Origin of the sequence: Dokdonella ginsengisoli (assembly GCF_042652785.1) — a bacterium.
In the GTDB taxonomy this organism is placed as follows: Bacteria; Pseudomonadota; Gammaproteobacteria; order Xanthomonadales; family Rhodanobacteraceae; genus Dokdonella_A; species Dokdonella_A ginsengisoli.
Map to the genome: position 1 here is coordinate 1 of NZ_JBHSHD010000008.1, position 25,358 is coordinate 25,358.

At 67.7% G+C, this 25,358-nt stretch carries 25 protein-coding genes; 11 read left to right on the forward strand and 14 right to left on the reverse strand.

Annotated features, from left to right (window positions below):
- The 9 genes from ACFO6Q_RS10500 to ACFO6Q_RS10540 all read right to left on the reverse strand — a co-directional run.
- The coding region (locus ACFO6Q_RS10500; RefSeq protein ID WP_380020742.1) for a hypothetical protein at nucleotides 1-193 on the reverse strand (193 nt) is incomplete at its 3' end.
- Entirely contained in the window at nucleotides 183-794 is a 612-nt protein-coding gene (locus tag ACFO6Q_RS10505; RefSeq protein ID WP_380020743.1) for an ABC-type transport auxiliary lipoprotein family protein, read from the reverse strand. The genes ACFO6Q_RS10500 and ACFO6Q_RS10505, both read right to left, overlap by 11 nt.
- Entirely contained in the window at nucleotides 791-1,717 is a 927-nt protein-coding gene (locus ACFO6Q_RS10510) for an MlaD family protein (protein ID WP_380020746.1), read from the reverse strand. Before ACFO6Q_RS10510 ends, ACFO6Q_RS10505 begins: the two co-directional genes overlap by 4 nt.
- A 35-nt stretch (nucleotides 1,718-1,752) precedes the next feature.
- Nucleotides 1,753-2,553, reverse strand: a complete 801-nt coding sequence (locus ACFO6Q_RS10515; RefSeq protein ID WP_380020748.1) for an ABC transporter ATP-binding protein — start codon at nucleotides 2,551-2,553, stop codon at nucleotides 1,753-1,755.
- Entirely contained in the window at nucleotides 2,541-2,951 is a 411-nt protein-coding gene (locus ACFO6Q_RS10520) for a hypothetical protein (protein WP_380020750.1), read from the reverse strand. The genes ACFO6Q_RS10515 and ACFO6Q_RS10520 overlap by 13 nt, the downstream gene beginning before the upstream one ends.
- 6 nt (nucleotides 2,952-2,957) lie before the next feature.
- Nucleotides 2,958-3,743, reverse strand: a complete 786-nt coding sequence (locus ACFO6Q_RS10525) for an MlaE family ABC transporter permease (RefSeq protein WP_380020752.1) — start codon at nucleotides 3,741-3,743, stop codon at nucleotides 2,958-2,960.
- Nucleotides 3,740-4,078: an STAS domain-containing protein gene (locus ACFO6Q_RS10530; RefSeq protein ID WP_380020755.1), complete on the reverse strand. Its 339-nt coding sequence runs from the start codon at nucleotides 4,076-4,078 to the stop codon at nucleotides 3,740-3,742. The genes ACFO6Q_RS10525 and ACFO6Q_RS10530 overlap by 4 nt, the downstream gene beginning before the upstream one ends.
- Nucleotides 4,075-5,805, reverse strand: coding sequence for an ATP-binding SpoIIE family protein phosphatase (locus ACFO6Q_RS10535; protein WP_380020757.1), 1,731 nt, complete (start codon nucleotides 5,803-5,805; stop codon nucleotides 4,075-4,077). Before ACFO6Q_RS10535 ends, ACFO6Q_RS10530 begins: the two co-directional genes overlap by 4 nt.
- Entirely contained in the window at nucleotides 5,802-6,620 is an 819-nt protein-coding gene (locus ACFO6Q_RS10540) for a CDP-alcohol phosphatidyltransferase family protein (RefSeq protein WP_380020759.1), read from the reverse strand. Before ACFO6Q_RS10540 ends, ACFO6Q_RS10535 begins: the two co-directional genes overlap by 4 nt.
- Nucleotides 6,621-6,785: 165 nt before the next feature.
- Here ACFO6Q_RS10540 and ACFO6Q_RS10545 point away from each other — a divergent pair, with 165 nt between their 5' ends.
- The 11 genes from ACFO6Q_RS10545 to ACFO6Q_RS10595 all read left to right on the forward strand — a co-directional run bounded on the left by ACFO6Q_RS10545 (nucleotide 6,786) and on the right by ACFO6Q_RS10595 (nucleotide 19,930).
- Complete coding sequence (locus tag ACFO6Q_RS10545) at nucleotides 6,786-7,316, forward strand: DUF4124 domain-containing protein (RefSeq protein WP_380020761.1); 531 nt, start codon at nucleotides 6,786-6,788, stop codon at nucleotides 7,314-7,316.
- Nucleotides 7,317-7,428: 112 nt separating this feature from the next.
- Nucleotides 7,429-9,126, forward strand: coding sequence for a proline--tRNA ligase (locus ACFO6Q_RS10550; protein ID WP_380020763.1), 1,698 nt, complete (start codon nucleotides 7,429-7,431; stop codon nucleotides 9,124-9,126).
- Between the two features lie 212 nt (nucleotides 9,127-9,338).
- Nucleotides 9,339-9,668 carry an H-NS histone family protein gene (locus ACFO6Q_RS10555; protein WP_380020766.1) on the forward strand — a complete coding sequence of 110 codons (330 nt, stop codon included), beginning with the start codon at nucleotides 9,339-9,341 and terminating at the stop codon, nucleotides 9,666-9,668.
- Between the two features lie 246 nt (nucleotides 9,669-9,914).
- A complete protein-coding gene (locus ACFO6Q_RS10560; RefSeq protein ID WP_380020769.1) occupies nucleotides 9,915-11,867 on the forward strand; it encodes an acetoacetate--CoA ligase in 1,953 nt (650 codons plus the stop codon).
- Entirely contained in the window at nucleotides 11,867-14,029 is a 2,163-nt protein-coding gene (locus ACFO6Q_RS10565) for a hypothetical protein (protein ID WP_380020771.1), read from the forward strand. Before ACFO6Q_RS10560 ends, ACFO6Q_RS10565 begins: the two co-directional genes overlap by 1 nt.
- A gap of 58 nt (nucleotides 14,030-14,087) precedes the next feature.
- Complete coding sequence (locus ACFO6Q_RS10570) at nucleotides 14,088-16,133, forward strand: hypothetical protein (RefSeq protein ID WP_380020774.1); 2,046 nt, start codon at nucleotides 14,088-14,090, stop codon at nucleotides 16,131-16,133.
- An 8-nt stretch (nucleotides 16,134-16,141) separates the two neighbouring features.
- Nucleotides 16,142-16,516 (forward strand): hypothetical protein, encoded by a 375-nt coding sequence (locus tag ACFO6Q_RS10575; protein ID WP_380020777.1) that lies wholly within the window; start codon nucleotides 16,142-16,144, stop codon nucleotides 16,514-16,516.
- 3 nt (nucleotides 16,517-16,519) lie between these two features.
- On the forward strand, nucleotides 16,520-17,140 hold the full coding sequence (locus ACFO6Q_RS10580) for a class I SAM-dependent methyltransferase (RefSeq protein ID WP_380020779.1): 621 nt from the start codon (nucleotides 16,520-16,522) through the stop codon (nucleotides 17,138-17,140).
- Nucleotides 17,137-18,261 (forward strand): dTDP-4-amino-4,6-dideoxygalactose transaminase, encoded by a 1,125-nt coding sequence (rffA, locus tag ACFO6Q_RS10585; RefSeq protein WP_380020781.1) that lies wholly within the window; start codon nucleotides 17,137-17,139, stop codon nucleotides 18,259-18,261. The genes ACFO6Q_RS10580 and rffA overlap by 4 nt, the downstream gene beginning before the upstream one ends.
- The gene (locus ACFO6Q_RS10590; RefSeq protein ID WP_380020782.1) at nucleotides 18,258-19,193 is read left to right on the forward strand and encodes a glycosyltransferase family 2 protein; all 936 of its coding nucleotides are present in this window, start codon (nucleotides 18,258-18,260) and stop codon (nucleotides 19,191-19,193) included. The genes rffA and ACFO6Q_RS10590 overlap by 4 nt, the downstream gene beginning before the upstream one ends.
- Nucleotides 19,190-19,930 (forward strand): GNAT family N-acetyltransferase, encoded by a 741-nt coding sequence (locus tag ACFO6Q_RS10595; protein ID WP_380020784.1) that lies wholly within the window; start codon nucleotides 19,190-19,192, stop codon nucleotides 19,928-19,930. Before ACFO6Q_RS10590 ends, ACFO6Q_RS10595 begins: the two co-directional genes overlap by 4 nt.
- Before the next feature lie 61 nt (nucleotides 19,931-19,991).
- Here ACFO6Q_RS10595 and ACFO6Q_RS10600 read toward each other — a convergent pair whose 3' ends face one another.
- From ACFO6Q_RS10600 to ACFO6Q_RS10620, 5 genes are all read right to left on the reverse strand, one after another.
- Nucleotides 19,992-21,155: a trans-sulfuration enzyme family protein gene (locus ACFO6Q_RS10600; RefSeq protein ID WP_380020786.1), complete on the reverse strand. Its 1,164-nt coding sequence runs from the start codon at nucleotides 21,153-21,155 to the stop codon at nucleotides 19,992-19,994.
- Between the two features lie 37 nt (nucleotides 21,156-21,192).
- Nucleotides 21,193-22,077, reverse strand: coding sequence for a DUF4214 domain-containing protein (locus ACFO6Q_RS10605; protein WP_380020788.1), 885 nt, complete (start codon nucleotides 22,075-22,077; stop codon nucleotides 21,193-21,195).
- Nucleotides 22,078-22,223: 146 nt separating this feature from the next.
- The gene (locus tag ACFO6Q_RS10610; RefSeq protein ID WP_380020789.1) at nucleotides 22,224-23,213 is read right to left on the reverse strand and encodes an FkbM family methyltransferase; all 990 of its coding nucleotides are present in this window, start codon (nucleotides 23,211-23,213) and stop codon (nucleotides 22,224-22,226) included.
- A 49-nt stretch (nucleotides 23,214-23,262) separates the two neighbouring features.
- A complete protein-coding gene (locus tag ACFO6Q_RS10615; protein ID WP_380020791.1) occupies nucleotides 23,263-24,633 on the reverse strand; it encodes a pyridoxal-phosphate dependent enzyme in 1,371 nt (456 codons plus the stop codon).
- 189 nt (nucleotides 24,634-24,822) lie between these two features.
- On the reverse strand, nucleotides 24,823-25,044 hold the full coding sequence (locus ACFO6Q_RS10620) for a YdcH family protein (RefSeq protein WP_380020793.1): 222 nt from the start codon (nucleotides 25,042-25,044) through the stop codon (nucleotides 24,823-24,825).
- Between the last annotated feature and the right edge of the window lie 314 nt (nucleotides 25,045-25,358).

Sequence of the window (25,358 nt, forward strand, 5' to 3'; positions counted from 1 at the left end):
GCTTCGGCGGCGCCGCCGGCGCGACCAGGACGACGCCGCCGCGCACCGCCGCGTCGGCGGCCGCGGCTGCGACGACCGGCGGCGCGGACGCGTGCTCCGGCACCTGCGCACGCGGCGGCTCGCCGCGCACGCGCGGCAGGTAGACGTCGATGCCCATTTCGGTGAGCCGGGCCAGGCTTCCTTCATCCAGCATGCGTGCTTCCGCGGCGCAGGTCGTTGTGGAATTTCGCGAAGATCTCGTCGAGCGCGGCGCCGTAGGCGTCGACCGTGGCCTTCAGGTCGCGCCCCGCCGCCGGCCGCTCGGCCCGATAATACTCGTCGAGCAGCGGCGTGCCGTCGCCCGCGTCGGCGCGCAGGCGCAGCCCGATCACCGCATGATATCCGCCGTCCGCGGTCGGCACGCGGTCCAAGCGCAGGATCGCGCCGCGCACGCGCGCCGCCTGCGCACTGGCCGGCAGCTCGTCGGTCACCCGCGCGGCGACGCCGGCGTCGCGCAGCAGGCCGATCAGGCGCCGCTGCAGGATGTGCGACGGCGAATCGGTCCACATCTGGTAGTGGTACTGGCGCAGTTCCTGCGCGCCCGGATCGAGCGCGTAGATCAGCGCCTGGTCCGCGTACACGCCTTCGGCGCCGAACAGCTCGACCACCAGCGCCTGGCTGAACAGCGGCGCCGGATCGGCCGGCAGCGGCTGCGGACGCGGCAGGCGGTAGTAGGTGAAATCCGGCACCGTCGGCGCGCTGCACGCGCCGAGCAGGGCCGCCCATCCGAGCAACGCGATCCAGCGCTTTCTCATCGCGGCTCCTCGTCGATCTGGTCCGCCTTCGGGGCGATGATCAGCCGGTTCGGGTGCTTGCGGATCTCGCGGCTGAACTCGTTGACGTAGCGGCTGGCCGATTCCAGGTGATGCATGATCACGTCCATGCGGCTGGAGAGCGCTTCCAGCGCGCCGGCGAGGTCCTGCACCGAGCGGCGCAGGTCGGTGCGGTTGTCCTTGGCGATGCCGGCGATGTCGCCGAGCGCGCGGTCCAGCGTCTCGCGCGTGCGGCGCAGCTCGCCGGCGAGCCGGCTGGTGTCGGCCAGGGTGCTCGCCAGCGCGGCACGGTTCTCCGGCTTGAGCACGTCGTTGAGCGCGTCCGAGGCGCGGTTCGCGCGGTCGAGCAGCGCCTGCGCCTGCTCCAGGATCTGCGGCGTGCGCTGGTCGATCGCGCCGGTGATCGAGTCCACGCGCTGCGACAGGGTCTGGATCAGCGGCGAGATCTGCGTGCGCGTCAGCGCGCTGATCTCGCCGGCCAGTTCGTTCATCGCGGCGAACACGTTGCCGCCTTCCTCGCCGCGCAGCTCCCCGCCCGGCGCGAGCGCGTCGCGGCTGGCGCCCTCGCGGATGCCGATCGAGACGTCGGCGAGCAGCCCGCTCGACTGCAGGCGCGCCACGCTGTCGCTGGGGATCGGCCAGTCGCGGCGCAGCGCCAGCTCGACGCGGTAGCGCGTGCCGCCGGTGCCGCGCTCGGGCGTGACCTCGCCGACCTGGCCGATGCGATAGCCCTGGTAGAACACCGGCGCGCCGTAGCGCAGCCCGCTGACGTCGCGATAGCGCACGACGTAGCCGCTGGTCGCCACGCCGCGCCCGGTGATCAGGGCCAGGCCGACCAGCAGCAGCGCCAGCGCCGCCAGCACCACGGCGCCGACGAGGACGTAGTTGATCGAGTCGCGTCTCACATCCAGCCTCGGACCGCCCCTGCCACGAAACTCTATCAGGCTTCTTCCTCGGTGAGCCGCCGCAGGTAGGCGTCGGCGTCGACCGGTATCTCGCGCGGACGGCGGTTGAGCAGGTCCTGGATGCGCTCGTTCGGCGAGGCGCGCACGGCCGCCACCGGTCCGGTCATCAGGATCTCACCGGCATCCAGCACGGTGATCGTGTCGGCGATCTTGAACGCGCTCTCCAGCTCGTGCGTGACGACCACGATGGTCATGCGCAGGGCGTCGCGCAGGCGCAGGATCAGCTCGTCCAGCTCGGCCGACACGACCGGATCCAGCCCGGCCGATGGCTCGTCGAAGAACAGCAGCCGCGGATCCATCGCGATCGCGCGGGCCAGCGCGGCGCGCTTGACCATGCCGCCCGACAGCTGGCTCGGCATCAGGTCCTGGAAGCCGCCGAGATTGACCACCTCGAGCTTGAGCCGGCTCATGATGCGGATGGTCGACTCGTCCAGCTGCGTGTGCTCGCGCAGCGGCAGCGCCACGTTCTCGCCGACCGTCAGCGAGGTCAGCAGCGCGCCGCCCTGGAACGACACGCCGATGCGCTTGCGCACGTCCTGCAGCTCGCGCTCGCCGGCGCGGCCGAGATCGACGCCGAACAGCTTCACCGTGCCCGACACCGGCCGCTGCAGGCCGAGCAGATGGCGCAGCAGCGTGCTCTTGCCGGAGCCCGAGCCGCCCATGATCACGCGGATCTCGCCGGCGCGCACCGAGAAGTCGACGCCGTGCAGCACGCGGCGGCGGCCGTACCAGGCCTCCAGCTGCTCGACTTCGATGAGTGTTGCTAATGCGCCCATTGAACGGCGACCTTTGCCCGAGCGAGATCATAAGCAACAACAAAACGAAACCAATTCGATTCCGCCTCTACCTCCAACAACGCTTCTCGCAACTGAGGCAGGGCGACATCAAGACCAGAACGAGCGCGCAATGCATGAGCACTCGGCACAGCGTGGATTCGAAAACTCCAATCCGGCCAGATCGTCGTCTTCTCCACAACCAGCACCTCAACGGCGCCGTTCGACTTCATCTTCGTTGCATATCGCGACGCCCAGAACTCGTCGCGCCAACTGAAGAAAAGTTGGAATAGGCCAAACTGAGGAACGTCCCGCACCGCAGAAGAAATTCGCTCAGCTCCGATCGGATACGAAAAACCGACCGGCAGCTTCTGCTTGCTCGATGTAGGGATCAGATCCATGGCTAACTAGCGGTTGAGAAAGAACGAAAACACCATGTCCACCACGATGATCCAGCAGATCGACAGCACCACTGCGCGCGTGGTCGCGCGGCCGACGCCTTCGGCGCCGCCGCTGACCGAGAATCCGGTGCTGACGCCGATCAGCGTGATCAGCACGGCGAACACCAGGCTCTTGGACAGGCCCTGCCAGAGGTCACCGGGCGACAGCAGCGACATCGTGTGCAGCAGGTAGGCGGACGGCGTCACGTCCAGCGCCGGCGCGCTGTACAGCGCGGCGCCGAGGATCGCGGCCGCGTCGGCGACGACCGTGAGCACCGGCAGCATGACCAGCATCGCGAGCAGGGCCGGCGCGACGAGATAGCGCACCGGATCGATGCCGGTCACGGCGAGGGCGTCGACCTCCTGCGAGACCGACATCGAGCCGATGCGCGCCGCCAGCGCGGATCCCGAGCGGCCGGCGACGAGGATCGCGGTGATCAGCGCGCCGAACTCGCGCGTGACGGATTTTGCCACGGCCAGCACGACCTGCGACTGCGCGCCGAATTCGCTCAGCGAGGCGATGAACTGGATGCCGAGCATCAGGCCCACGGTGAAGCCGAGCAGGGCCACGATCGGCAGCGCGTCGACGCCGATCTCGCGCATCTGGCGCACCACCGGCGCCAGCCGCAGCGGCTGGCCGATGCGCCAGCCGAACGCCGCGTAGTACAGCGCCTCGAACAGCAGCGTGGCCGCGTAGCCGACGCCGCCGACCGCCTCCAGCGTGACACGCCCGAGGCCGGCCAGCGCGTTCACGCGACGACCGCGTCGACGCTCGGCACCAGCACGAACACGCGGTCGAGCCGGGCCAGCTCGAGCACCGCGCGCACCGCGTCGCTGACGGCGACGAGCACGAAACGCCCGCTGCGCGTGCGCGCGTTCTGGAATCCTTCCACCAGCGCCGCGATGCCGGACGAATCGATGTAGCTGACCGCGGAGAGGTCGATGCCCACCGGATGGCCGACGGCCAGCGCGTCGAGCACGGCGCGGCGCACTTCGGCCGACCAGGACAGGTCCACTTCACCGCTGAGGCGGATCAGCACGTAACCGTCGCGATCTTCCCGGGCGACGATGTTCGGTACGGCGCTCATGTCTGGCTGGCCTCCTCCAGGCGCTTGCGCAGGATCAGCCGGTTGCCGCGGCCTTCGCGCATCGGCTCGATGCGCCACTCGTCCATCACGTGATCGATCAGGGCGACGCCGAGTCCGCCGCAGCGGCAATCGTCGAACGGCTGCGGCTTGATCGTGTCCGGATCGACGCACGGCGCGGCGTCGGTCAGTTCGAAGCTCAGCCACGCGCCTTCGCGCAGCACGCGCAGGGCGATGTCGCCGCTGCACTGCGTCCCGTAGGCGTGGCGGATGATGTTGGTGCAGGCTTCGTCGACGGCCAGCACCAGGCGCTGGCGCAGGCCCGCTTCGACGCCGTTCGCCTCCAGCGCGCCGCGCAGTGCGGCGCGCAGGTGGCGCAGTTCCTCCGCGGCGGCGTGCACGCGATGCTCGAGCAGGACCTCCGGCGCTTCCGCACGCGGCGCCTCGATCATCAGCACGGTGGTGTCGTCGACCAGGCGCAGCCGCCGCAGTTCGGAGAACAGGCTGCGCAGGCGCGTCTCGGCCGAACCGGCGGCGTGCCGCTCGATCAGCGCCCGCACGCCGGCGTGGCCGATCGGCCGGCCGCTCGTGTCGCGCACGTCGGTGGCGCCGTCGGAGAACGCGAACAGGGTGCCGCCGTCGAGCTCGATCGCGTGCTCGCCGAACGTGACGCCGCGCAGGATCCCCAGCGGCGGACCTTCCGACGGATAGTCGGAGAACGCCGCCGCGCGGCGCAGCAGCACCGGCGGGAAGCCGGCGCCGGCGAAGCGGACGTGGCGCGCGGCGCGGTCGCAGTAGCCGACCAGCGCGCAGACGAACCGCCCGTCCTGGGTGGTCTCGCACAGCTCGTCGTTGGCACGCGCGAGCCAGGCCGACGGCGCCAGGCCGTCCTTGCCGGCCCAGCGCAGCAGGCTGGCCGCGCGCACCATCAGCAAGGCGGCGTCCAGGCCCTTGCCGGAGACGTCGCCGACGACGAAGCCGATGCGGCCGTCGGGCAACTCGAAATAGTCGTAGAAGTCGCCCGAGATCTCGTGCGCCGGGCGGTTCAGGCCGACGATCGGAAAGGCGTCGCGGCGGCGCTTGGGCAGCAGCGATTTCTGCAGGCGCCGGGCGAGGTCGAACTCGCGCTTCAGGCGCTGCTGCTCGAGCAGGGCCTGCGCCTGCCGCGCATTGCTGATCGCCAGCGCGATCGGTACCGCGATCGCATCGAGCAGTTCCGCGTCGAGCATGGACAGCGGTTCGCCGTCGCGGCGGTTGACGATCTCCAGCGCGCCGATCGGGCCGGCGGCGGTGCGCAGCGGCACGCAGACCAGGCTGTGCGCGATGAAGCGGTCGCCCGCCGCGTGCCAGATCGAGGCGTCCGCGGCGACGTCGGACACCACGCGCGTGGCGTTGTCGGCCACCGACCTCCCGGCGACGCCGTGTCCGACCGCGAGGCGCGTTCCGGCCAGGTCGACCGGGCCGATGCACAGCTTGCATTCGAGCATGCGCTCGGCCGCCGGCACGTCGGCCGGATCGTCGAGCAGGAACAGCGCCGCCGCCTCGACCTGCGTGAAATCGACCACGCGATGGACCGATTCGGTGACGGTGCGGCGCAGGTCCAGCGAAACCGCCAGCGCCTGCGACAGTTCGGCCAGGAAGGCCAGGGCTTCCGCGGCGGGCGCGCGCGCCGGCGCGCCATCCGCCCGCGCGGACGCGGGCGAGGACGGCAGCGCGTGCGCGGCGTTCATTCGTCGGTCCGGCCGGCTTCGCGCAGCGCGCGGCGGCTGCTGCGCTTCTGGCGCAGGCCCCACAGGGTCAGGATCGGGCCCGACAGGACGTACAGCACCGCGATCGCGAACAGCACGCGCGGCGTGTCGACCGCGAGCGCGACCAGGATCAGCATCGCGATCGGAATCCAGATGAAGGGCACGCGATCGGATTTCGGGCCGGCCTTGAAGCTGAAATAGCGGAAACGGCTGACCATCAGCAGGCCGGCGACGATGGCCACCACCGGCGTGACGAAATCCACGTCGTTGGCGTCGAGGCCGAACAGGCCCTTGTCCTCGATCGCCCAGACGAAGGACATGCACAGCCCGGCCGCGGCCGGGCTGGCCAGACCCTGGAAATAGCGCTTGTCGGCGACGCCGACCTGGGTGTTGAAGCGGGCCAGCCGCAGCGCCGCGCAGGCGGCGTAGATGAAGGCCGCGGCCCAACCGAGCTTGCCCCAGCCCGAGCCGTAGGCCTTCAGCGCCGACAGCGACCAGGTGTAGAGCACCAGCGACGGCGCGAGGCCGAAGCTGACCAGGTCCGACAGCGAGTCGTACTGCACGCCGAACTCGCTCTGCGTGCCGGTGAGGCGCGCGACGCGGCCGTCGAGGCCGTCGAGCACGCCGGCGACGAACACCGCGATCGCGGCCTCGGTGTAGCGCCCGCCGATCGCCGCGACGATGGCGTAGAAGCCGGCGAACATCGCCGCCGTCGTGAACAGGTTCGGCAGCAGGTAGATGCCGCGCGGCGGCTTGCGCGCGCCGTTGTGGGTTTCGACGGTGTCGGTCTGCGGCATTGGATCGGAATGCCCGGCGATGAGGGACGTTGGACGGCCGCAAGGAGTGTACCGTGATCCCCGCCGATCCCGCTCGCACGACGCCGCCGCGGACGCCGCGACGGGCCCGGCCGGTGACGCCGGCGCCGCCGTCCGTTCGCGCCGCTTCCGCCACAAGGCACCATTTTGCAAACTGCGCACGAATTTACCCCACCTTCCCTTGTGCCGCCGGGCTTCTGGTGCTATCCAGTCGCCCGCAAGGCGCTGCCCCTGGCGCCGGCAAGGGGGTCCCCGATGAAACGCTTCCGGCTGATGCTCGCATTGCTCGCCGTTTCCGCATCCGCCGGCGCCGCGGAAATGTATTCGTGGACGGACGCAAACGGCGTCAAGCATTTTTCCGATTCGCCGCCGCCGCCGAACGTGGCCAAGGCGAAGAAGCTGAAGGTCCAGGGCGGGGTCACCACCACCGCGACCGAAGACGCGCAGAAACCCGCCGACAAGGACGCCGGTCCCGCGCTCGCCGCAGCGGCCGGCTATTCGCCGGAAGACATCAAGCGCAATTGCGACGTTGCGCGTAAAAATCTGGACATCGTCCAGGCGCAGAAACTGCCGCTGGACGCCGACGGCAATCCGGCCGATCCGGAAGCCGCCAAAGAGCACCAGGCGCAGATCGACAAGTCCAATCAGCAGATCAAGCTGTTCTGCACCGCGCACTGAGCGGGCCGCCCGCCGTCCGGGCGCTTTCGCCCGCGATTTTCATTGCGCCGCGGGCGCAGCCAATGCCGTCGCGCTGCTAGAATCCCGGGTTCCGTATTCGTTTTGGAACCCCATGCGCCTCTCCCGCTTCCATCTCGCCACCGTCAAGGAAGTTCCCGCGGACGCGGAAATCGCCAGTCATCGGCTGATGCTCAGGACGGGCATGATCCGCAAGCTGGCCGCCGGCATCTACACCTGGTCCCCGCTCGGCCTGCGTGTATTGAGCAAGGTGCAGGCCGTGGTGCGCGAGGAAATGAACCGCGCCGGCGCGATCGAATTGCTGATGCCGTCGATCCAGCCGAAGGAGCTGTGGGAGGAAACCGGTCGCTGGGAGAAATTCGGCGGCCAGCTGCTGAAGATCAGGGATCGCAAGGAAGCCGGCTATTGCTACGGCCCGACGCACGAGGAAGTCGTTACCGATTTCGCGCGCAACGAGCTGAAGAGCTACAAGCAACTGCCGGTCAATTTCTATCAGATCCAGACCAAGTTCCGCGACGAGATCCGGCCGCGTTTCGGCGTCATGCGCGCACGCGAATTCCTGATGAAGGACGCGTATTCGTTCCATCTGGATTCCGATTGCCTGGAACGCGAATACCGCAACATGTACGACGCCTACGGGCGCATCTTCACGCGTCTGGGGCTGCGCTTCCGCGCGGTGCAGGCGGACACCGGCGCGATCGGCGGCAACGCCAGCCACGAATTCCAGGTGCTCGCCGATTCGGGCGAGGACGCGATCGCCTTCTCCAGCGAATCCGAGTACGCGGCGAACGTCGAGATGGCCGAGGCGCTCGCGCCGGCCGCCACGCGCCCGGCCCCCTCGCAGGCGCTCGAGCGCGTCGCCACGCCGACGCAGAAGACCATCGAGGACGTGTCGGCCTTCCTCGGCGTGAAGCCGGAGCAGTGCGTCAAGACGATGCTCGTGCGCGGCGTCGACGGTCTCGTCGCGCTGTGCGTGCGCGGCGACCACGAGATCAACGAGGTCAAGGCCGCCAAGCTGGCCGAGCTGCCGGGCGCCTCGGTGCTCGCCGACGAAGCCGAGATCGTGCGGGTCACCGGCACGCGCCCCGGCTTCATCGGTCCGGCGGGCCTGCCCGATTCGATTCCGGTGATCGTCGACCGCAGCGCGGCCGCGCTCGCCGATTTCGTCTGCGGCGGCAACCAGGACGGCAGCCATTTCCGCGGCGCGAACTGGGAGCGCGACGCACGCGTCACGCGCGTGGCCGACCTGCGCAAGGTCGTCGAGGGAGACGCCTCGCCGGACGGCCACGGCACGTTGCGGATCGCCCGCGGCATCGAGGTCGGACACGTGTTCCAGCTCGGCTCCCAGTACGCCCAGGCGATGGGCGCGACCGTGCTCGACGACGGCGGCAAGGCGCAGGTCATGCAGATGGGCTGCTACGGCATCGGCGTCAGCCGAATCGTCGCCGCCGCGATCGAACAGAATCACGACGACAACGGCATCGTCTGGCCCGAGCCGATGGCGCCGTGGCGCGTGGCGATCTGCCCGATCGGCGCACAGCAGAATGCGCAGGTGCGCGAAGAAGCGGAACGGCTGTATGCGGAATTGAATGCGGCGGGTATCGAAACCCTGCTCGACGACCGTGGACTGCGACCGGGGCCGATGTTCGCCGACATGGAACTGATCGGCATTCCGCACCGCGTGGTGGTCAGCGAACGCGGCCTGTCCGCCGGCACGTTCGAATATCGCCGCCGCAACGAGAGCGAAAATCACGCCCTCGACCGCGAGGAATTGCTGCGCCGTTTGAGCTGATTGCTAATGCCGGACGCAAGAAACGCGCGTTTCAATATTGGAATCCCGCGGCGACACGGTTAAAATTCCGCCCGCCCGGCGCATGTGCCATTCGGCATGGCGTAATTCCGGGCTAGGAATGCGAGAATTGGTCCATTCGGCTGGAATTGCGAATGCTCCGGCTCCGAAGGATTCCATTGCTACTTCACCGATAATCGAGAGGTAACACCGGCATGGCGATCGATCTCAAATCCCTGAACCATAATCAGCTTTCCGATCTGATCGCGCGCGCGCGTGCGCGCCAGGACGAACTGGTCAAGGAAAAGGCCACCAAACTGCGCGAGAAGATCAACGCGCTGGTCAAGGCCGAAGGATTCGGGCTCGACGAGGTACTCGGACGTTCCGGCGGCGCGGCTCGCGGCAAGGCACGCGGCAAGGTCAAGCCGAAATACCGCAATCCGGCCGATCCGACCCAGACCTGGAGCGGCCGCGGCAAGCGGCCGCGCTGGTTCCATGCGGCCCTGACCGCCGGCAAGAAGGAAAAGGACTTGCTGATCGGCTGATTCGGAGCAATCCGTCACACGCCACTGGAACGCCGGCCTCGTGCCGGCGTTCTCGTTTGTGCGCTCCGAACTGGCGGGCGCCCAGCGCATGCTCGATAATTCCCGCTCTCCGCGGGCGGGGCGCGATGCGTCGAATGGCTCGGCGAAACAGCGGCACTGCCGTTTCGCCGGTCCGGCTCGCCCGGGGTACCGCACGCATGCCCGGACGGCCTGCCCATCGATCCCATCGACTTTTTCGACCCGACCATGACCAAACCGATCTGGGAACCCGGCACGGAACGCATCGAGCGTGCGAATCTGAACCGTTTCATGCGCTTCGTGCGCGAGAGCACGGGCGACGAGGACATACAGCGCTATTCGCCGCTGTATGAATTCTCGATCCGCCATCCGGAACGCTTCTGGTCGCTGGTGTGGGAGTTCTGCGGCATCCGCGCGCAGGGCGAGCACGAGCCGGTGCTCGCCGAGCGCGAACGCATGCCGGGCGCGAAGTGGTATCCGAACGTCCGCCTGAACTTCGCGCAGAACCTGCTGCGCTTCAAGGACGACCGCGTCGCGATGGTGTTCCGCAACGAATGGGGCCACAAGCGCGAGCTGACCTATGCGCAGCTGCACGCGGAAGTCGGCCGCGTCGCCCACGGGCTGAGGGAGTCCGGCGTCACGGTCGGCGATCGCGTCGCCGGTTTCCTGCCGAACCTGCCGGAAACGATCATCGCCATGCTGGCGACGACCTCGATCGGGGCGATCTGGTCCTCGTGCTCGCCGGATTTCGGCATCAACGGCGTGGTCGACCGCTTCGGCCAGATCACGCCGAAAGTGCTGTTCACCGCCGACCAGTACGGCTACGGCGGCAAGCGCTTCGACTGCCTGGAGAAGATCCGCGGCGTGATCGAGCGCATGCCGAGCGTCGAACGCGTCGTGGTGATCCCCTACAGCGGCGATCCGCTGCGGCTGGACGGCCTGCGCGACGCCGTGGCGTGGCCCGACTTCGGCGGCGACGGCGAGCACGCGCCGAAGTTCGAGATGCTGCCGTTCGATCATCCGGTGTACGTGATGTACTCGTCCGGCACGACCGGAGTGCCCAAGTGCATCGTGCACGGCGCCGGCGGCACGCTGATCCAGCATCTGAAGGAGCTCGTGCTGCACACCGACCTCAAGCGCGAGGACCGCTTCTTCTACTACACGACCTGCGGCTGGATGATGTGGAACTGGTTCGCCTCGGGCCTGGCGGTCGGCGCGACCCTGGTCGTCTACGACGGCTCGCCTTCGCACCCGGACGGCAACGCGCTGTGGACGCTCGCCGACGAGGTCGGCATCAGCGTGTTCGGCACCAGCGCGAAGTGGCTGTCGGCGATCGAGAAGGCCGGGGTGAAGCCGCGCGAGACGCACAAGCTCATCCACCTGAAGACGATCCTCTCGACCGGATCGCCGCTGGCGCCGGAGAGCTACGACTACGTCTATCGCGACGTCAAGGATCGCATGCTGCTGGCCTCGATCTCCGGCGGCACCGACATCATTTCCTGCTTCGCGCTCGGCAGCCCGCTGCTGCCGGTCTACCGCGGCGAGCTGCAGTGCCGCGGCCTCGGCATGAAGGTCGAAATCCTCGACGACGCCGGCAAGCCGGTGCGCGGCGAGAAGGGCGAACTCGCCTGCACCGCGCCGTTCCCGTCGATGCCGGTGTTCTTCTGGAACGACGAGGACGGCAGCAAGTACCGCAACGCCTATTTCTCGCGCGTGCCGAACGTGTGGTGCCACGGCGACCACGCCCTGCTGACGGAGCACGACGGTATCGTCATCTACGGCCGCTCCGACGCGACGCTCAATCCCGGTGGCGTGCGCATCGGCACGGCGGAAATCTACCGCCAGGTGGAGCAGGTCCCCGAAGTGCTGGAATCGGTCGCGATCGGCCAGCACTGGCAGGAGGACGAGCGCGTCGTCCTGTTCGTGCGACTGCGCGAGGGCGTGGTTCTCGACGACGCCCTGCGCGAACGCATCGTCAAGCAGATCCGCGCGAACACCACGCCGCGGCACGTGCCGGCGAAGATCGTCCAGATCGCCGACATCCCGCGCACGATTTCCGGCAAGATCACCGAAATCGCCGTGCGCGACACCATCCACGGCCTGCCGGTGAAGAACACCGACGCACTCGCCAATCCGCAGGCGCTGGATCTGTATCGCGACCTGCCCGAGTTGCGCAGCTGATGGAGGCGGGCACCACCGTCGCCGCGACGGACGTCGGCGCCGTGAGCGACGAGGCCAGGCGCGCCGACTTCGCCCTGCGCGTGTTCGCCACCGCGCTGTTCGCAACGCTCGCGCTGGTCAGCCTGGCGATGAGCGGACCGCTGGTGCAGGCGGACGAAGGTTCTTATCTGCTCAACGCCGCCGCGATCGCCGGCAAGCTGATGCGCGGCCTCGGCGCGGGCTACTACTCGGGCTACAGCGTGCTGCTGGCGCCGGGCTACCTGCTGTTCGACGACTTCTCGGCGGTCTTCCACTACGCGCTGATCGTCAACGCGGCCCTGCTCGCTTCGCTGCCGTTCGCGCTGCGGCGCATCCTGCGCTGCGTCGCGCCGGCGGCGGGACCGGGCTGGCAGGCCCTCGCCGCGGCGGCCGCGACCTGCCAGATCGCCGTGCTGGTGAACAGCCAGAACGCGCTGTCGGAGAACGCGCTGATTCCGGCCTACGCCTGGATGCTCGCATTCGGCGCCTCGATGCTGCAGCAGCGAAAGCGCCATGCCGCCGTGCTCTGCGGCGCGCTCGCCGGAGCCTTGTTCCTGATCCACCCGCGCGGCGCCACGATGGCGGCGCCGGTGCTGCTCGCCTTGTCGCTGCCGTGTCTGCGCGAGCGCAGCCTGCGTCCGCTCGTACTCTGCCTGTGGATCGCGGCCGCGGTGGTCGCCGCCGCGCACGGCCCGCTCGAATGGCTGGCGGGAAAGTCTTCCGGCGCGAAGATGCACGCCTATTCCGCCGACTTCGTGTTTGGCCGCTACGCCTCGCTCGTCACCTGGGGCCAGGCGCTGTTCGCCGTCTTCGGCGTGTCGCTGTATCTGGCGATCGCTTCGTGCGGACTCATCGTCCTGGCCGCCGGCGAGGCGGGAAACCAGGCGCTCGCGACCTGGCGGCAGCGCCATGCCGAATGCGCGCCGTCGGCCTTCGTGTCGCTCGCCATGCTGGCGGCGCTCGCCGCGAGCATTCTGGTCACGGCGGTCTACCTGACGCCGCCCGATCGCGTGGACCAGATCATCTACGGCCGCTACGCCCTGCCCTGCTTCGTTCCGCTGCTGGCGCTCGGGTTGATCCAGCTGCATCGCATCGATCGAAGCCGACTGGCGGTCGCCTGGTGGGTGGTCGTCGGGGTCCTGGGCGCGATCTTCCTGATGGGCCTGGCCTTCCATTGGCTGCCGCACCCGCCGGAAGACTTCTGGGTGCACATCAACGTACTCGACGTGTACGTCCCGTTCATCCTGGCCGGCGGCATCGACTGGCCGACGATCGGGTTCTATTTCTGCCTGCTCGCCCTCCCCGTCTATTCGGTCGCCTGCTTCGCCTCGCCGCGGCTCGCCGCACTGCTGTTCGCCGCGATCAATCTCGGCGTCGCCACGTTCATCACCGTCGATTCCACTCTGCCCTCCAACGACATGCGCGAACTGGGCCGGCAGGCGCGCAACGCCGTCCGCGACTTCGAACGCAGCACCGGCACGCCGATCTGCGTCGGCATCGCGCGCGAGGTCGACGGCTGGCACACCGTCGACTACCAGAACTGGCTGTTCGATCGCATCGACCCGAGCACCGTCGTCGATCGCGCGCGCTGCGTGCCGGGCATCATCGCCTCGATGACCCAGAACCGTCCCTCGGAACGCTTCCGGCTGGTCTCGACCGATCCTTACCGCCCCTACGGCCTGTTCGTCCAGAAGTCGGCGGCGCTGGACATCTACGAGGCAGGCCATGCGCTGCCACCGGCGGACTTCCCCTCGGCGTTGCCGGAAGGCGAGCGTTCGGCCAAGATCGAGACGTCCGGCCTGGAAGAAGGTATGCAGCTGCGCGTCGGCGAGTCGTTCACCTTCGAGGTCCAGGTGACGCACGACGGAGGAAGAATGACCTGGCCCGGCTACTTCGGCGAATCGGGAATGTACGCCGTGCGGGCAGGTGCCCGCATCGATTCGCTCGACGGAGGAGACCCCCGCAACGAGTTTCGCGCCGAACTGCCTCAGCCTCTGAAACCGGGCCAGTCGGCGACCATGGAAATGACGATCGGACCAGTCCGCAAACCCGGACGCTACACGGTCGAGATCGGCGTACTGCAGGAGGGAGTCGCATGGTTCAGTCCGACCAAGACCGTCACGATCCGGGCCGTCACGCCGTAGGAGAGCGAGCGGCGGCGTCCGCCGCGGCACTGCGCGCCGGCGCATCCCTGGACGCGCGATGATCAGGCCAAAGGCTCGCAGCCTCCGCCTCATCCTCGAACGGTCCGACGAGTGGATCGCGCGTTTCCTGCTCGTGTTCGCCGCGGGCATGCTCGCGTTCTATCTGCTGGTCACGTACCGCACGCTGTTCCATTCCGACTCGGCCATGAAGCTGCTGCTCGGCGAGGAAATGGCGCGCCGGTTCGCGCTGTTTCCGCGCGACTGGAACTACGTCAACGACATCCCGACCGTTTTCCCGACGCTGTTCGCCGCACCGCTCTCGCTGCTGTTCGCGCCGTCCTTTCCGCTGCATGCCGTGGTCGACCTGCTGGCGGCGGCGTGCGTGCTGTACTCGGCCTGGTTCGCCTCGCGCGAAGCCGGCGTGGACGGCCCGCTGAGGCTGCTGCTGCCGACCGCCCTCGCGACGGGATTGTCCGCGCCGTTCAGCGAAGCGGTGTTCGGCCAGTCCGCGTATTCCGGCCCGGTGTTCGTGCTTCTGATGCTGGCCGGCTGGACGTGCCGGCATCTGGCGCTCCAACCCGGCGCCGCCGACCTCGCCCTGCGCCGCGCGCGAATCGGCATTGCCGTCGTCATAGCCGCCGGAGTCGCCGGCGGGCCGCGCGGCATCGCCACGTATTCGGCGCCGATGCTGCTCGCCCTGGCCGGCTTCCACTTCTTCGCCGCACCCGAGGGCGAGGTCTGGCGCCGGCGCCTGTGGAATCTGCTCGTCGTGGTGCTCGCCGCTACGGTATTGGGCGGGCTGCTGTTCCTGCTGCTCGTTTCGCTGGTCGCCTATCATTCGGGCGCCGCCAGCCAGGCCTTCGCCAACGACGAGCAGATCCTGCACAACCTGCAGCTGTTCGCCAGCAACTGGCTCGCGCTGTTCGACGCCTCGGCACCGCCCGGGCGCCGGTTCGGCGGACTGGCGGCCGCCGTCTACGTCAGCCGGGTTTGCGTGGCCGCAGCCGTTTTCCTGCTGCCGCTGGCCCTGGTGTCCCGGCTGAACCAGCTGGCCTCGCTGCCGCTGCGGTTTCTGGTGCTGCTGCACCTGGCACTCGTCGTCACCACCGGCTACGTGCTGGTTTTCAGCACGATCCAGGGACAGACCGGCAGTCCGCGCTATCTGGTGCCTTGCGTGGCCACCGGCCTGCTCGCGACGGCCTGCTGGCTGCACGAGGCCGGACGCGTGCGCAGGGTGCGGACCGCCTGGCTCGGCTTCGCCATGATCGCCGCGCTGCTGACCCTGGCGCCGCTGCAGCTGGTCGGCAAGGCGTTCCTCGACTGGAGGAATCCCGCCGCGGGACTGCGCGGCAACCCCCACGACGAGATCGTCGCGGCGCTGCGCAAGGCGGGCCTGACGCGGGGCTACGCCACCTACTGGAATGCGGGTGCGCTGACGGTGCTGTCCGGCGGCGACGTGCGCGTCGCTCCCGTCGTGTTCAGTCCCGGCAGTCTTCCCGCTCCGTTCCATCATCTCAGCGCCGAGAGCTGGTACGCCGCCGACTGGGCCACCGGGCCCAGCTTCCTGCTGCTGGGCGGCGACGAAAGCGCCGAACTGAACCGTCCGACGCTGCGCAAGCTCGCCGGCGATCCGAGCGAAACGCTGCGGATCGGCAACTTCGAGGTTCTGGTCTATCCGTTCAACGTCGGCGAGCGCATCGGCTACGGAGCGCAGCCCTACGTGCGGCTGCCGAAGATGACGGCGCAGACCTGTGCCGCGGAATTCCAGCCTCTGGAGACCGCGCTTGCGTTGACCGCCGGCGAATTCGGCTATCTCCAGGTCAAGGCCGTGAATCGCTCGACGATCACCTGGTCGCAGAATTCCCTTCCGTACTTCAATCCGGGAGTGCGCGTATCCGACCTCGAAGGCGGGCAGATGTCCGAACATCGCGCCACGCTGCCCGAGGCGGTTCCTCCGGGCGGGTCCGTGCTGCTGACCCTGCCGTTCCGCGCGCCGGCAGCCGGCGAATACGAGCTGCGCGCCGGCTTCGTCAGCGAGGGGGACGCCTGGTGCGGCGACCTCGCCTCGAACTGGGTCAAAATACCCCTCTCCGTCAAACCCTGAGAATCCCCGTGCGCTGGGTCCAACAACACGCCTTCATCCTGCTCTGCATCGCCTTCACCGTGACCAGCCAGCTGCTGATGCGCTGGCGCGTCGGCGCCGCCGGACCGCTGCCGGCGGGCTCGCTCGAACGCGTCCATTTCATCGCCGCGCTGCTGCTGACGCCGTGGATCTGGCTGGCGATCGCGTGCACGTTCTTCGCCGGGGTCAGCTGGATGATGGCGCTGACCCGCTTCGACCTCAGCTACGCATTCCCCTTCACCGGCATCAGCTTTCTCGTCATGCTGACGGCGGGCGCACTGATGTTCAGCGAGCAGGTGACGTTCGGACGCCTGGTCGGCACGCTGCTCGTCGTGCTCGGATTGATCGTCGTCGTACGATCCTGAGCCATGGCACAGATCACCACCGGAGTGCGGGCGATCCTCTCCTCGCCGCGCGCCTACGATTTCACGCAGAACCTGGTCGGCGCCGAGCGCTCGCGCAAGCGGCTCGTGCGCGACTACCTGCGCCCGCAAGCGGGCCAGCGCCTGCTCGATATCGGCTGCGGCACCGCCAGGATTCTTTCGCATCTGCCGGACGGCATCGCCTACACCGGCGTCGACCTCAGCGAGCGCTACATCCAGGCGGCGCGGCAGGAATACGGAAGCCGCGGCGACTTCGCCTGCGTCGACGTCGGCCGCACCGACTCGGACCGCTATCGCGGCTTCGACCTCGCGCTGGCGACCGGCCTGCTGCACCATCTCGACGACGACGAAGCGAAGCGGATGCTCGCCACCGCGCGCGACGCGCTGCGCCCGGGCGGCCGCCTGGTGACGATCGACCCCTGCTTCGCGGACGGCCAATCCGCCCTGGCCCGCTACGTCATCGAACGCGACCGCGGCCGCAACGTGCGCACCGCCGAAGGGTACGCGCAGCTGGCGCGCGACGTCTTCGCGGACGTGCGCGTGGACGTGCGCTCGGACATGCTGCGCATCCCGTACACCCACACCATCCTCGACTGTCGCCGATGAGCATTCCGTTCAACCGTCCCTACATGACCGGAAAGGAGCTCGGCTACATCGCCGAGGCCCACGCCAACGGCCATCTCTCGGGCGACGGTCCGTTCACCAAGCGCTGCCACGCCTGGCTGGAGAAGACCACCGGCGCGCGCAAGGCGCTGCTGACGCACTCGTGCACGGCGGCGCTGGAAATGGCCGCGCTGCTGACGGACCTGGAGCCGGGCGACGAAGTGATCATGCCGTCGTTCACCTTCGTCTCCACGGCGAATGCGTTCGTGCTGCGCGGAGCGGTTCCGGTCTTCATCGACATCCGGCCGGACACGCTGAATCTCGACGAGCGCCTGATCGAGGCGGCGATCACGTCGCGCACGCGCGCGATCTGCGTGGTCCACTACGCCGGGGTCGGCTGCGAGATGGACGCGATCAACGCGATCGCCGCGCGGCACGGGCTCGTCGTCATCGAGGATGCGGCGCAGGGCGTGCTGTCCGAATACAAGGGACGCCCCCTGGGCACGCTCGGCAGCCTCGCGGCGCTCAGCTTCCACGAGACCAAGAACCTGATCTCCGGCGAAGGCGGCGCGCTCCTCGTCAACGACGAGCGCTACGCCGAACGCGCGGAGATCATCCGCGAGAAAGGCACCAACCGCTCGCAGTTCTTCCGCGGCCAGGTCGACAAGTACACCTGGGTCGACGTCGGATCGTCGTACCTGCCGGGCGAGATCGTCGCCGCCTTCCTCGCCGCACAGATGGAAGAAGCCGAGCGCATCACGCGCGAGCGCCTGGCGCTGTGGGACCGCTACCACGCGGCGTTCGCCGATTTCGAGGCGTGCGGCGTGCTGCGCCGCCCCGTCGTGCCCGCGCATTGCCGTCACAACGCGCACATGTACTACCTGCTGCTGCAGAACCTCGAAGCGAGGACGCGCTTCATCGCAGCGATGAAGGAGCGCGGCGTGCAGCCGGTCTTCCACTACATTCCGCTGCACAGCGCGCCGGCGGGCCGTCGCTACGCACGCACCAGCGGCGCGCTCGAGGTCACCGACCGGGTCAGCGACTGCCTCGTGCGCCTTCCGCTGTGGCTCGACGGCATGGACCAGCAGAAGGTCGTCGACGCCGCCCGGAGCGCCTTCGCATGAATGCCGCCGCGCCGCTGATTTCCGTGGTCAGCCCGGTGTACTGCTGCGAGGGATGCCTGCGCGAGCTGTGCGGCCGCCTCACGGCGACGTTGAGTTCCATCACCGATCGTTTCGAGATCATCCTCGTCGACGACGCGAGTCCGGACCGCGCCTGGGACACCATGCGCGAACTGTGCGCCACCGATCCGCGCATCAAGGCGGTCGGGTTGTCGCGCAACTTCGGTCAGCACTACGCGATCGCCGCCGGCCTGGAGCAAACCCGCGGCGAATGGGTGGTGGTGATGGACTGCGACCTGCAGGATCGTCCCGAGGAGATTGCCGCACTCTATTCGAAGGCGCTCGAGGGCTACGACGTCGTCTTCGGCGAGCGCGAGGTTCGCCGCGACGGCTGGTTCAAGCGCACCAGCTCGCGCCTGTTCATCGGCGTGCTGAACTACCTGAGCGGCGCCGACTACGACTACCGCACGGCGAATTTCGGCGTGTTCCACCGACGCGTCGTCGACGCGGTCCGCAGCATGGGCGATTCCTCGCGATTCTTCCCGGTGATGGTGCGCTGGACCGGGTTCCGCCGCACGTCCATGCCGATCCGCCACGACGCACGCAGCGAGGGGCGCAGCGCCTACACCTGGCGCCGGCTGGTGCGGCTCGGTCTGGACATCATCCTGTCGAATTCGGACAAGCCGCTGCGGCTGGTCGCGGTCGCCGGCATCGTCATCTCGATCGTGGCGCTGATCATCACGGCATACAGCCTTCTGCGCTACCTGCACGGCGACATCGACGTGGCCGGCTACACCAGTCTGATCGCCTCGATGTGGCTGCTCGCCGGCGTGATGCTGTTCTGCATGGGCGTGATCGGCCTCTACGTCGGGCGCGTGTTCGAGAGCGTGAAGGCACGGCCCGTCTTCATCGTGCGGGAGCGGATCAACCTGTGAGCGAGTCCGTCCTGCAGCCGTCGCCGCTCGACAGCGCCCGCTTCGGGCGGCGCGTCTATCGGGCCGCGCTGCGCACGATCGACGCGCCGGCGCTCGCCGACGAACTCCGCCGCCAGCGCGTGGACACGCTGATCCTGCGCGTTCCGGCCGAAGCGGTCGGCGGCGTCGCAACGCTGCACGAGGTCGGGCTGCATCCGATCGTCGCAGACACGCACGTCGAGTACGAAGTCTCCCTGGACATGGCGGCCATCGCGCCTTCGTCCATCGCTCTGTGCGAGGTCGCCGCCGGCGATTCGGAAGCACTGCGGGCCGTCGCCAGGTCCGTGTTCGACGGCTACTCCAGCCACTACAACGCCAATCCGCTGCTGCCCGCCGCGGCGATCGCGGACGGCTACGCGGACTGGGCTGCCCGCTTCTCGCACGCCCCGCAGACGCCGACCTGGTTCGTGAAGTCGCGCGGGGAGATCGCGGGATTCTCCTGCTGCCGCGTCGACGGCGACCAGGCGCGCGGAGTGCTGAACGGTATCCTGCCGGCAGCGAGAGGCGCCGGGCACTATCGCGCCATGCTGCACGCGATGCTGGAGCGTTTCCGAGCCGCGAACCTGCGCACGTTCGTCATCGCCACGCAGGTCCACAACATTGCCGTCCAGCGCGTCTGGGCCGAGGCCGGACTGCGCCTGAAGCACGCGGAGAACACGATCCACGTCAACTGCGATTTCGGCGGACTTTCCGCGTAGGGGGAGTTCGGCACCGCCGGTCCGTTTCGTGGAGTCCGGCGGCTGTTTTCCTTTCGCCTCGTCAGGCCAGAGCCGCCGCGAGTTCGGCGCGCAGATCCGCCACGTCCTCGACGCCGACCGAAAGCCGGATCAGCGAATCGCTGATGCCAAGCCGCTTGCGGTTCGCCGGCGGGATCGAGGCGTGCGTCATGATCGCCGGATGCTCGATCAGGCTCTCGACGCCGCCGAGCGATTCGGCCAGCGCGAACAGGTGGCAGCGCTCGAGCACGCGGCGCGCCTTGCGCAGGCCGCCCTTGACCTCAATGGAGACGATGCCGCCGAAGCCGTCCATCTGCTTCCTCGCCAGCGCGTGCTGCGCATGCGACTTCAGGCCCGGGTAGATCACCCGCTCGATGGCCGGGTGCTTTTCCAGCCATTGCGCAAGTTCGAGCGCGCCGGCGCAATGGGCGCGCATGCGCAGATGCAGCGTCTTGAGGCCGCGCATCGCCAGGAACGAATCGAACGGCCCCGCGACGGAACCGACCGAGTTGTGCAGGAAGGCCACCTGCTCGGCGAGCGCCGCGTCGCCGCCGACCACGGCCACGCCGCCGACGATGTCCGAATGCCCGTTGAGGTACTTGGTCGCCGAGTGCACGACGATGTCCGCGCCGTGTTCGATCGGCCGCTGCAGCATCGGCGAGCAGAACGTGTTGTCGACGACGAAGATCAGGCCATGCTTCTTCGCGAACGCGCCGATCTTCGCCAGATCGACCAGTTTCAGCATCGGATTGGTCGGCGTCTCCGCCCAGATCATGCGCGTGTTCGGCTTCAGCGCCGCCTTCAGCGCGGCTGCGTCGTTGAGGTCGATAAACGTGAAATCCAGGCCCGCGCTGCGGCGGCGCACGCGCTCGAACAGGCGGTAGCTGCCGCCGTAGAGATCGTCCATCGCGATGACGTGGCTGCCCGAATCGAGCAGTTCCAGCACCGTGCCGGCCGCGGCGAGACCGGACGCGAACGCATAGCCCTGGCGTCCGCCCTCGAGGTCCGCAACGCAGCGTTCATACGCCATGCGCGTGGGGTTCTGCGTGCGCGAATATTCGTAGCCCTGGTGCACGCCGGGACTGGACTGCACGTAGGTCGAGGTCGCGTAGATCGGCGTCATGATCGCGCCGGTCGAAGGATCGGGGCTCTGGCCTGCGTGGATGGCGCGGGTACCCAAACCGTGGCTGGGAGGCGTCTTCTTCATCGTTCTGGAGCCTTCTCGTGAAATGAATGTTGGACCGTCAGCGCGCCGAGGCTTCCAGCGCGAACAGATAGCAGGCGTCGACGTCGTCGGAGAGCAGGGACGCTTCGGCGAATTCGCGCGGATCGTAGTGCCCTGAGGCGGCCTGCACGGGCAGGTGCACCATGCCAACCTTGCGTGTGACGATGAAACCGGCGTCCGCGACGACACGCTCCAGCTCGGCGGGCGCGTACTCGTACTTGTGATCGGGATCGATGAACGAACCGGGGCACTGGATCTTCGTCAGCAGCCGGTTCGGCGTATCGAAGATCAACCGACCTTCGGGCGCGAGATGCGTGCGTGCCCATCCGAGCATGCCCGGAAGGGATTCCGGATAAATGTGCTCTATCGCCTGGCCGAGGAAAACGCAGTCGTACTCCCGCTCCTGCAGCGCGGGAATTTCCGCGACCTTCTCTCCGCTGCCGTGGAAATAGCTGACCGTGCCCCAGTCGAACTGCGCGGACACGCTTTGGTCGTACTTCGGCTTGCCCCAGTACTGCAGATCCGGCGGCCGGTCCAGGATGTCCAGCCGACTCGGACGATGCGGATAGCCGAGCTCGATCAGAGCGCCTTCGGGCCGGTTGGGGCTGCTGCCGCCGATGTCGAGAATCCGATCGAAGCAGGGCAGTGTCTGGATCCACTTCACACGAGACCGGTGCTGGATTCCAAGCAGATCGATGCCGAAGCTCGACAGGTACTCTTCGGATTGCAGAATGGTGTTGATGACGCCCTGATGAGTGAACCGCCCCGTCGCAATGATGTCCCGCCACGCTCGCAATCCCGAAGGATCGATTTGCCTCCGCAGCAGGACGAGATACGCCATGCGTACGTAGTGCTCTTCGTCCACCGCCGGTGAAAGTCCGAGCGCGACGGCCGCTCTGCCCATCCAACGCTTTCCTTTCCGGATCAATCCACTGGTCGGCATATCCGCTCCATAGTCATGTCACTCGCCGCCTCCCCATTCAGCAGACAGGCGATGACGAGGAAGGGACTTTTCGCCGCTGATGGCCGATTCACGACCGCCGCGCGAATTTACACTTGACGGGAATCTTCGACGCCGCCTCGCGCAAAGATCACCAAGTCGATGTGGCATGTCCCGTCCGTACCCGCACGACGGTTGGCGGCACGCCATCGATCCATGACCTCCGCGATCGTTCCACACACCTTGCGCTCGCCGTCGAATTCGATCGATTCGACCTTGGCTGCGCATTCAAAGAGTTGTTCCAAATACGTTTCCGGGTCGACCCGCGAGTGATTCCGGATCGCGACCGGATTGAATTCGGTGAAAATCACGGGCCTGTGCTTCCGCACGAGCGGCTCGATGCCCGGCCACGCCAGGGGCTCGTGCCCCTCGATGTCGATCTTGATCACGTCGAGGCGTTCGACTCCCTGCAGCAATGCGTGCACGGGCTGTGTCGGTGCGAATGCATCCGCCATTGACGCAGATATGTGCGTGTCGACGATACCATTGGAAGAATTGGCGTTGCGCAGCATCGGAACCACGCCGGCCGAAGCCGATGCGGCTACCGGAAATACACTTACGTGGTGAAACCCGTTGCCGTGGATTCCCGCACAGAGCGACTGTACGTTGCGGGCGATGGGCTCGATTGCGAACACGCGCCCCTTCGCACCGACCTTGCGTGCCGCGGACAGCGTAAAGATTCCGATGTTCGCTCCTACGTCGAGCACGGTGCCGCCGACCGGCACGCAATCGACGAACGCGGGCAGTACGTGCGGTTCGTAGGAACCGCTCGCCTGAACCGGAGCGCCGATCAGGTTGTCGCCCCGCCAAGGGTAGAGTTTGAGGCCCTCGAACTCCGCCTCGATCAAAGCCGGCTCGGCCATGTGCCGCGTCTTGTATTCGTCCGACGACTGCAGGATCGCGGCGACATCCGGCGCCGAAACACTTTGCGTGGCGATCAGCTGGCAGTACGTGTCGAATCCCCCCGCATCGGGTTCTCGCCCGAGTAGCAGGCGGTATGCGTGGCGCACGTCTTCCGGAGTGGCCTTGAGTCCGCTCATCAATAGTCCTGTTCGCTTGCGCGGCGTACCGCGCCTTCGTTGTGCAGCGTCAGCCCGCCCGCCGACGCAGATAGTTCAGCAGATCGATCCGCGTGATCAGGCCGACGAATTTCGCCCCGTCCATCACGATGGCGACGTGACCGGCGTCGAACACCGGCATCAGCGATTCGATCGAGGACTTCACGTCCAGCACCTGGAGCTTCTCGACCATCGCGGTCGAGACCTTGTCCTTGAACTTCGACTCGTCGGTGTGGACGTGCAGCAGCAGGTCCGACTCGTCGAGGATGCCGACGATGCGGTCGCCGTCCATGACCGGCAGCTGCGAGACGTCGTACAGCTTCATGCGGTTGTACGCGGTGATCAGCAGCTCGTTCGGGCCGACGACGACGGTGTCGCGGTGCGCGTAGGGGCGCAGGATCAGGTCGCGCAGGTCGCCGGTCGGCTGGCGGTCGAGGAAGCCGTTGTCAAGCATCCAGTAGTCGTTGTACATCTTCGACAGGTACTTGTTGCCCGTGTCGCAGACCAGGGTCACGACGCGCCTGGGCGCGGTCTGCTCGCGGCAGTACTTCAGCGCGGCCGCCAGCAGGGTGCCGGTGGAAGAGCCTCCCAGCACGCCTTCCTTGCCGAGCAGCTCGCGCGCGGTGAGGAAGCTCTCCTTGTCGCTGATGGCGTAGGCCTTCTTCACGCGCGAGAAGTCGCTGATGCTCGGCAGGAAATCCTCGCCGATGCCTTCGACCATCCAGCTCGCGGATTTCGTCGACAGCGTGCCTTCGTTGATGTACTGGGCGAGGATCGAGCCGACCGGATCGGCCAGCACGAACTCGGTCTGCGGCGAGACGCGCGCGAAATAGCGCGACAGACCCGTCATCGTGCCGGACGAGCCGCAGCCGAACACGATCGCGTCGACCTTGCCGTCCATCTGCTCGAGGATTTCCGGGCCGGTGCTGGTCTCGTGCGCCAGCGGATTGTCCGGATTGCCGAACTGGTTGATGAAGTACGCGCCGGGCGTCTGCGCGGCGATGCGCTCGGCGAGATCCTGGTAGTACTCCGGGTGCCCCTTGGCGACGTCCGAGCGCGTCAGGACGACTTCGGCGCCCATCGCCTTCAGGTTGAAGATCTTCTCGCGGCTCATCTTGTCCGGCACGACGAGGATGAGGCGATAGCCCTTGGCCTGGGCGACCAGGGCGAGTCCGAGCCCGGTGTTGCCGGCGGTGCCTTCGACCAGCGTGGCGCCGGGCTGGATCTTGCCGGCCTTCTCGGCGCCTTCGATCATCGACAGGCCGATGCGGTCCTTGATCGAGCCGCCGGGATTGGCGCTTTCGAGCTTGAGGAACAGTTCGCAGGCGCCGGTGTCCAGGCGCTGCGTCTTGAGCATCGGCGTGCGGCCGATCAGCTCGAGTACGCTGTGGTGAATCGTCATGCGGGCTCCGCAGGTCGTGGCACCGGACCGCTCAGGAGCGGTCGGGGGCACTCGAAACGCCTCCGGGCGGAGACGTCGGCGGATGATAACCGAGTGGAATGACGCTGTTGACCTGCCCGGGCGTGGCCGCCTCGGGGATCGGCAGGCGCCGCCGCAAACGGGCGGCGCCGGAACGGGATTCGAAGCGATTCAGCGCGGCGCGTGGGAGCTTTCCCACATCTGCGTCAACTTGTCCTTGGCGTGGAGCTTCTCGAACTTCATGCTGCGCAGGGTCGCCTCATCGACCGGCAGTACGCCCAGCTCGGCGTCGCGCACCTTGTTGTCGAGCTCCTTGTGGCGGTAGTACAGACTGCGGAACTCCGCATCCTTCTGCATCAGCGCCGCAACCTCTGACTGGTGTTCTTCTAGCATCGCTAACCTCCTCTATCGCAGGAACCGCGGACGCAGTGACGCGGCGGCGAAGCCGCGTCACTGCGTTGCGGGACGAGTACAACGATTGCGCGATGGCTCGGAAAGAGCCGCCTTTGCCACGATGGGAGCTGCAGGGAACGGCGAGGACCGATCGAACCGGTCGGCGGGCGCCACTGCCAGGAAACGTCCGAACAAGCGACTCGACCCTCGGCTAGCCGAGGCGGTGGAATCCTCTGTCGCGATCGCTGCAGTCATGGGCTTTGGCTTTGGCCCAAGCAGATACCGAAAGAATTTCCGGACCACTTGGAAGACAG

Excerpts from the sequence above, each read along its gene's own strand:
- ACFO6Q_RS10505 (WP_380020743.1), bottom strand. The coding sequence starts at position 794 with ATGAGAAAGCGCTGGATCGCGTTGCTCGGATGGGCGGCCCTGCTCGGC.
- ACFO6Q_RS10515 (WP_380020748.1), bottom strand. The coding sequence starts at position 2,553 with ATGGGCGCATTAGCAACACTCATCGAAGTCGAGCAGCTGGAGGCCTGG.
- ACFO6Q_RS10520 (WP_380020750.1), bottom strand. The coding sequence starts at position 2,951 with ATGGATCTGATCCCTACATCGAGCAAGCAGAAGCTGCCGGTCGGTTTT.
- ACFO6Q_RS10530 (WP_380020755.1), bottom strand. The coding sequence starts at position 4,078 with ATGAGCGCCGTACCGAACATCGTCGCCCGGGAAGATCGCGACGGTTAC.
- ACFO6Q_RS10535 (WP_380020757.1), bottom strand. The coding sequence starts at position 5,805 with ATGAACGCCGCGCACGCGCTGCCGTCCTCGCCCGCGTCCGCGCGGGCG.
- ACFO6Q_RS10540 (WP_380020759.1), bottom strand. The coding sequence starts at position 6,620 with ATGCCGCAGACCGACACCGTCGAAACCCACAACGGCGCGCGCAAGCCG.
- ACFO6Q_RS10550 (WP_380020763.1), top strand. The coding sequence starts at position 7,429 with ATGCGCCTCTCCCGCTTCCATCTCGCCACCGTCAAGGAAGTTCCCGCG.
- ACFO6Q_RS10555 (WP_380020766.1), top strand. The coding sequence starts at position 9,339 with ATGGCGATCGATCTCAAATCCCTGAACCATAATCAGCTTTCCGATCTG.
- ACFO6Q_RS10560 (WP_380020769.1), top strand. The coding sequence starts at position 9,915 with ATGACCAAACCGATCTGGGAACCCGGCACGGAACGCATCGAGCGTGCG.
- ACFO6Q_RS10565 (WP_380020771.1), top strand. The coding sequence starts at position 11,867 with ATGGAGGCGGGCACCACCGTCGCCGCGACGGACGTCGGCGCCGTGAGC.
- ACFO6Q_RS10570 (WP_380020774.1), top strand. The coding sequence starts at position 14,088 with ATGATCAGGCCAAAGGCTCGCAGCCTCCGCCTCATCCTCGAACGGTCC.
- ACFO6Q_RS10580 (WP_380020779.1), top strand. The coding sequence starts at position 16,520 with ATGGCACAGATCACCACCGGAGTGCGGGCGATCCTCTCCTCGCCGCGC.
- rffA (WP_380020781.1), top strand. The coding sequence starts at position 17,137 with ATGAGCATTCCGTTCAACCGTCCCTACATGACCGGAAAGGAGCTCGGC.
- ACFO6Q_RS10590 (WP_380020782.1), top strand. The coding sequence starts at position 18,258 with ATGAATGCCGCCGCGCCGCTGATTTCCGTGGTCAGCCCGGTGTACTGC.
- ACFO6Q_RS10600 (WP_380020786.1), bottom strand. The coding sequence starts at position 21,155 with ATGAAGAAGACGCCTCCCAGCCACGGTTTGGGTACCCGCGCCATCCAC.
- ACFO6Q_RS10605 (WP_380020788.1), bottom strand. The coding sequence starts at position 22,077 with ATGGGCAGAGCGGCCGTCGCGCTCGGACTTTCACCGGCGGTGGACGAA.
- ACFO6Q_RS10610 (WP_380020789.1), bottom strand. The coding sequence starts at position 23,213 with ATGAGCGGACTCAAGGCCACTCCGGAAGACGTGCGCCACGCATACCGC.
- ACFO6Q_RS10615 (WP_380020791.1), bottom strand. The coding sequence starts at position 24,633 with ATGACGATTCACCACAGCGTACTCGAGCTGATCGGCCGCACGCCGATG.
- ACFO6Q_RS10620 (WP_380020793.1), bottom strand. The coding sequence starts at position 25,044 with ATGCTAGAAGAACACCAGTCAGAGGTTGCGGCGCTGATGCAGAAGGAT.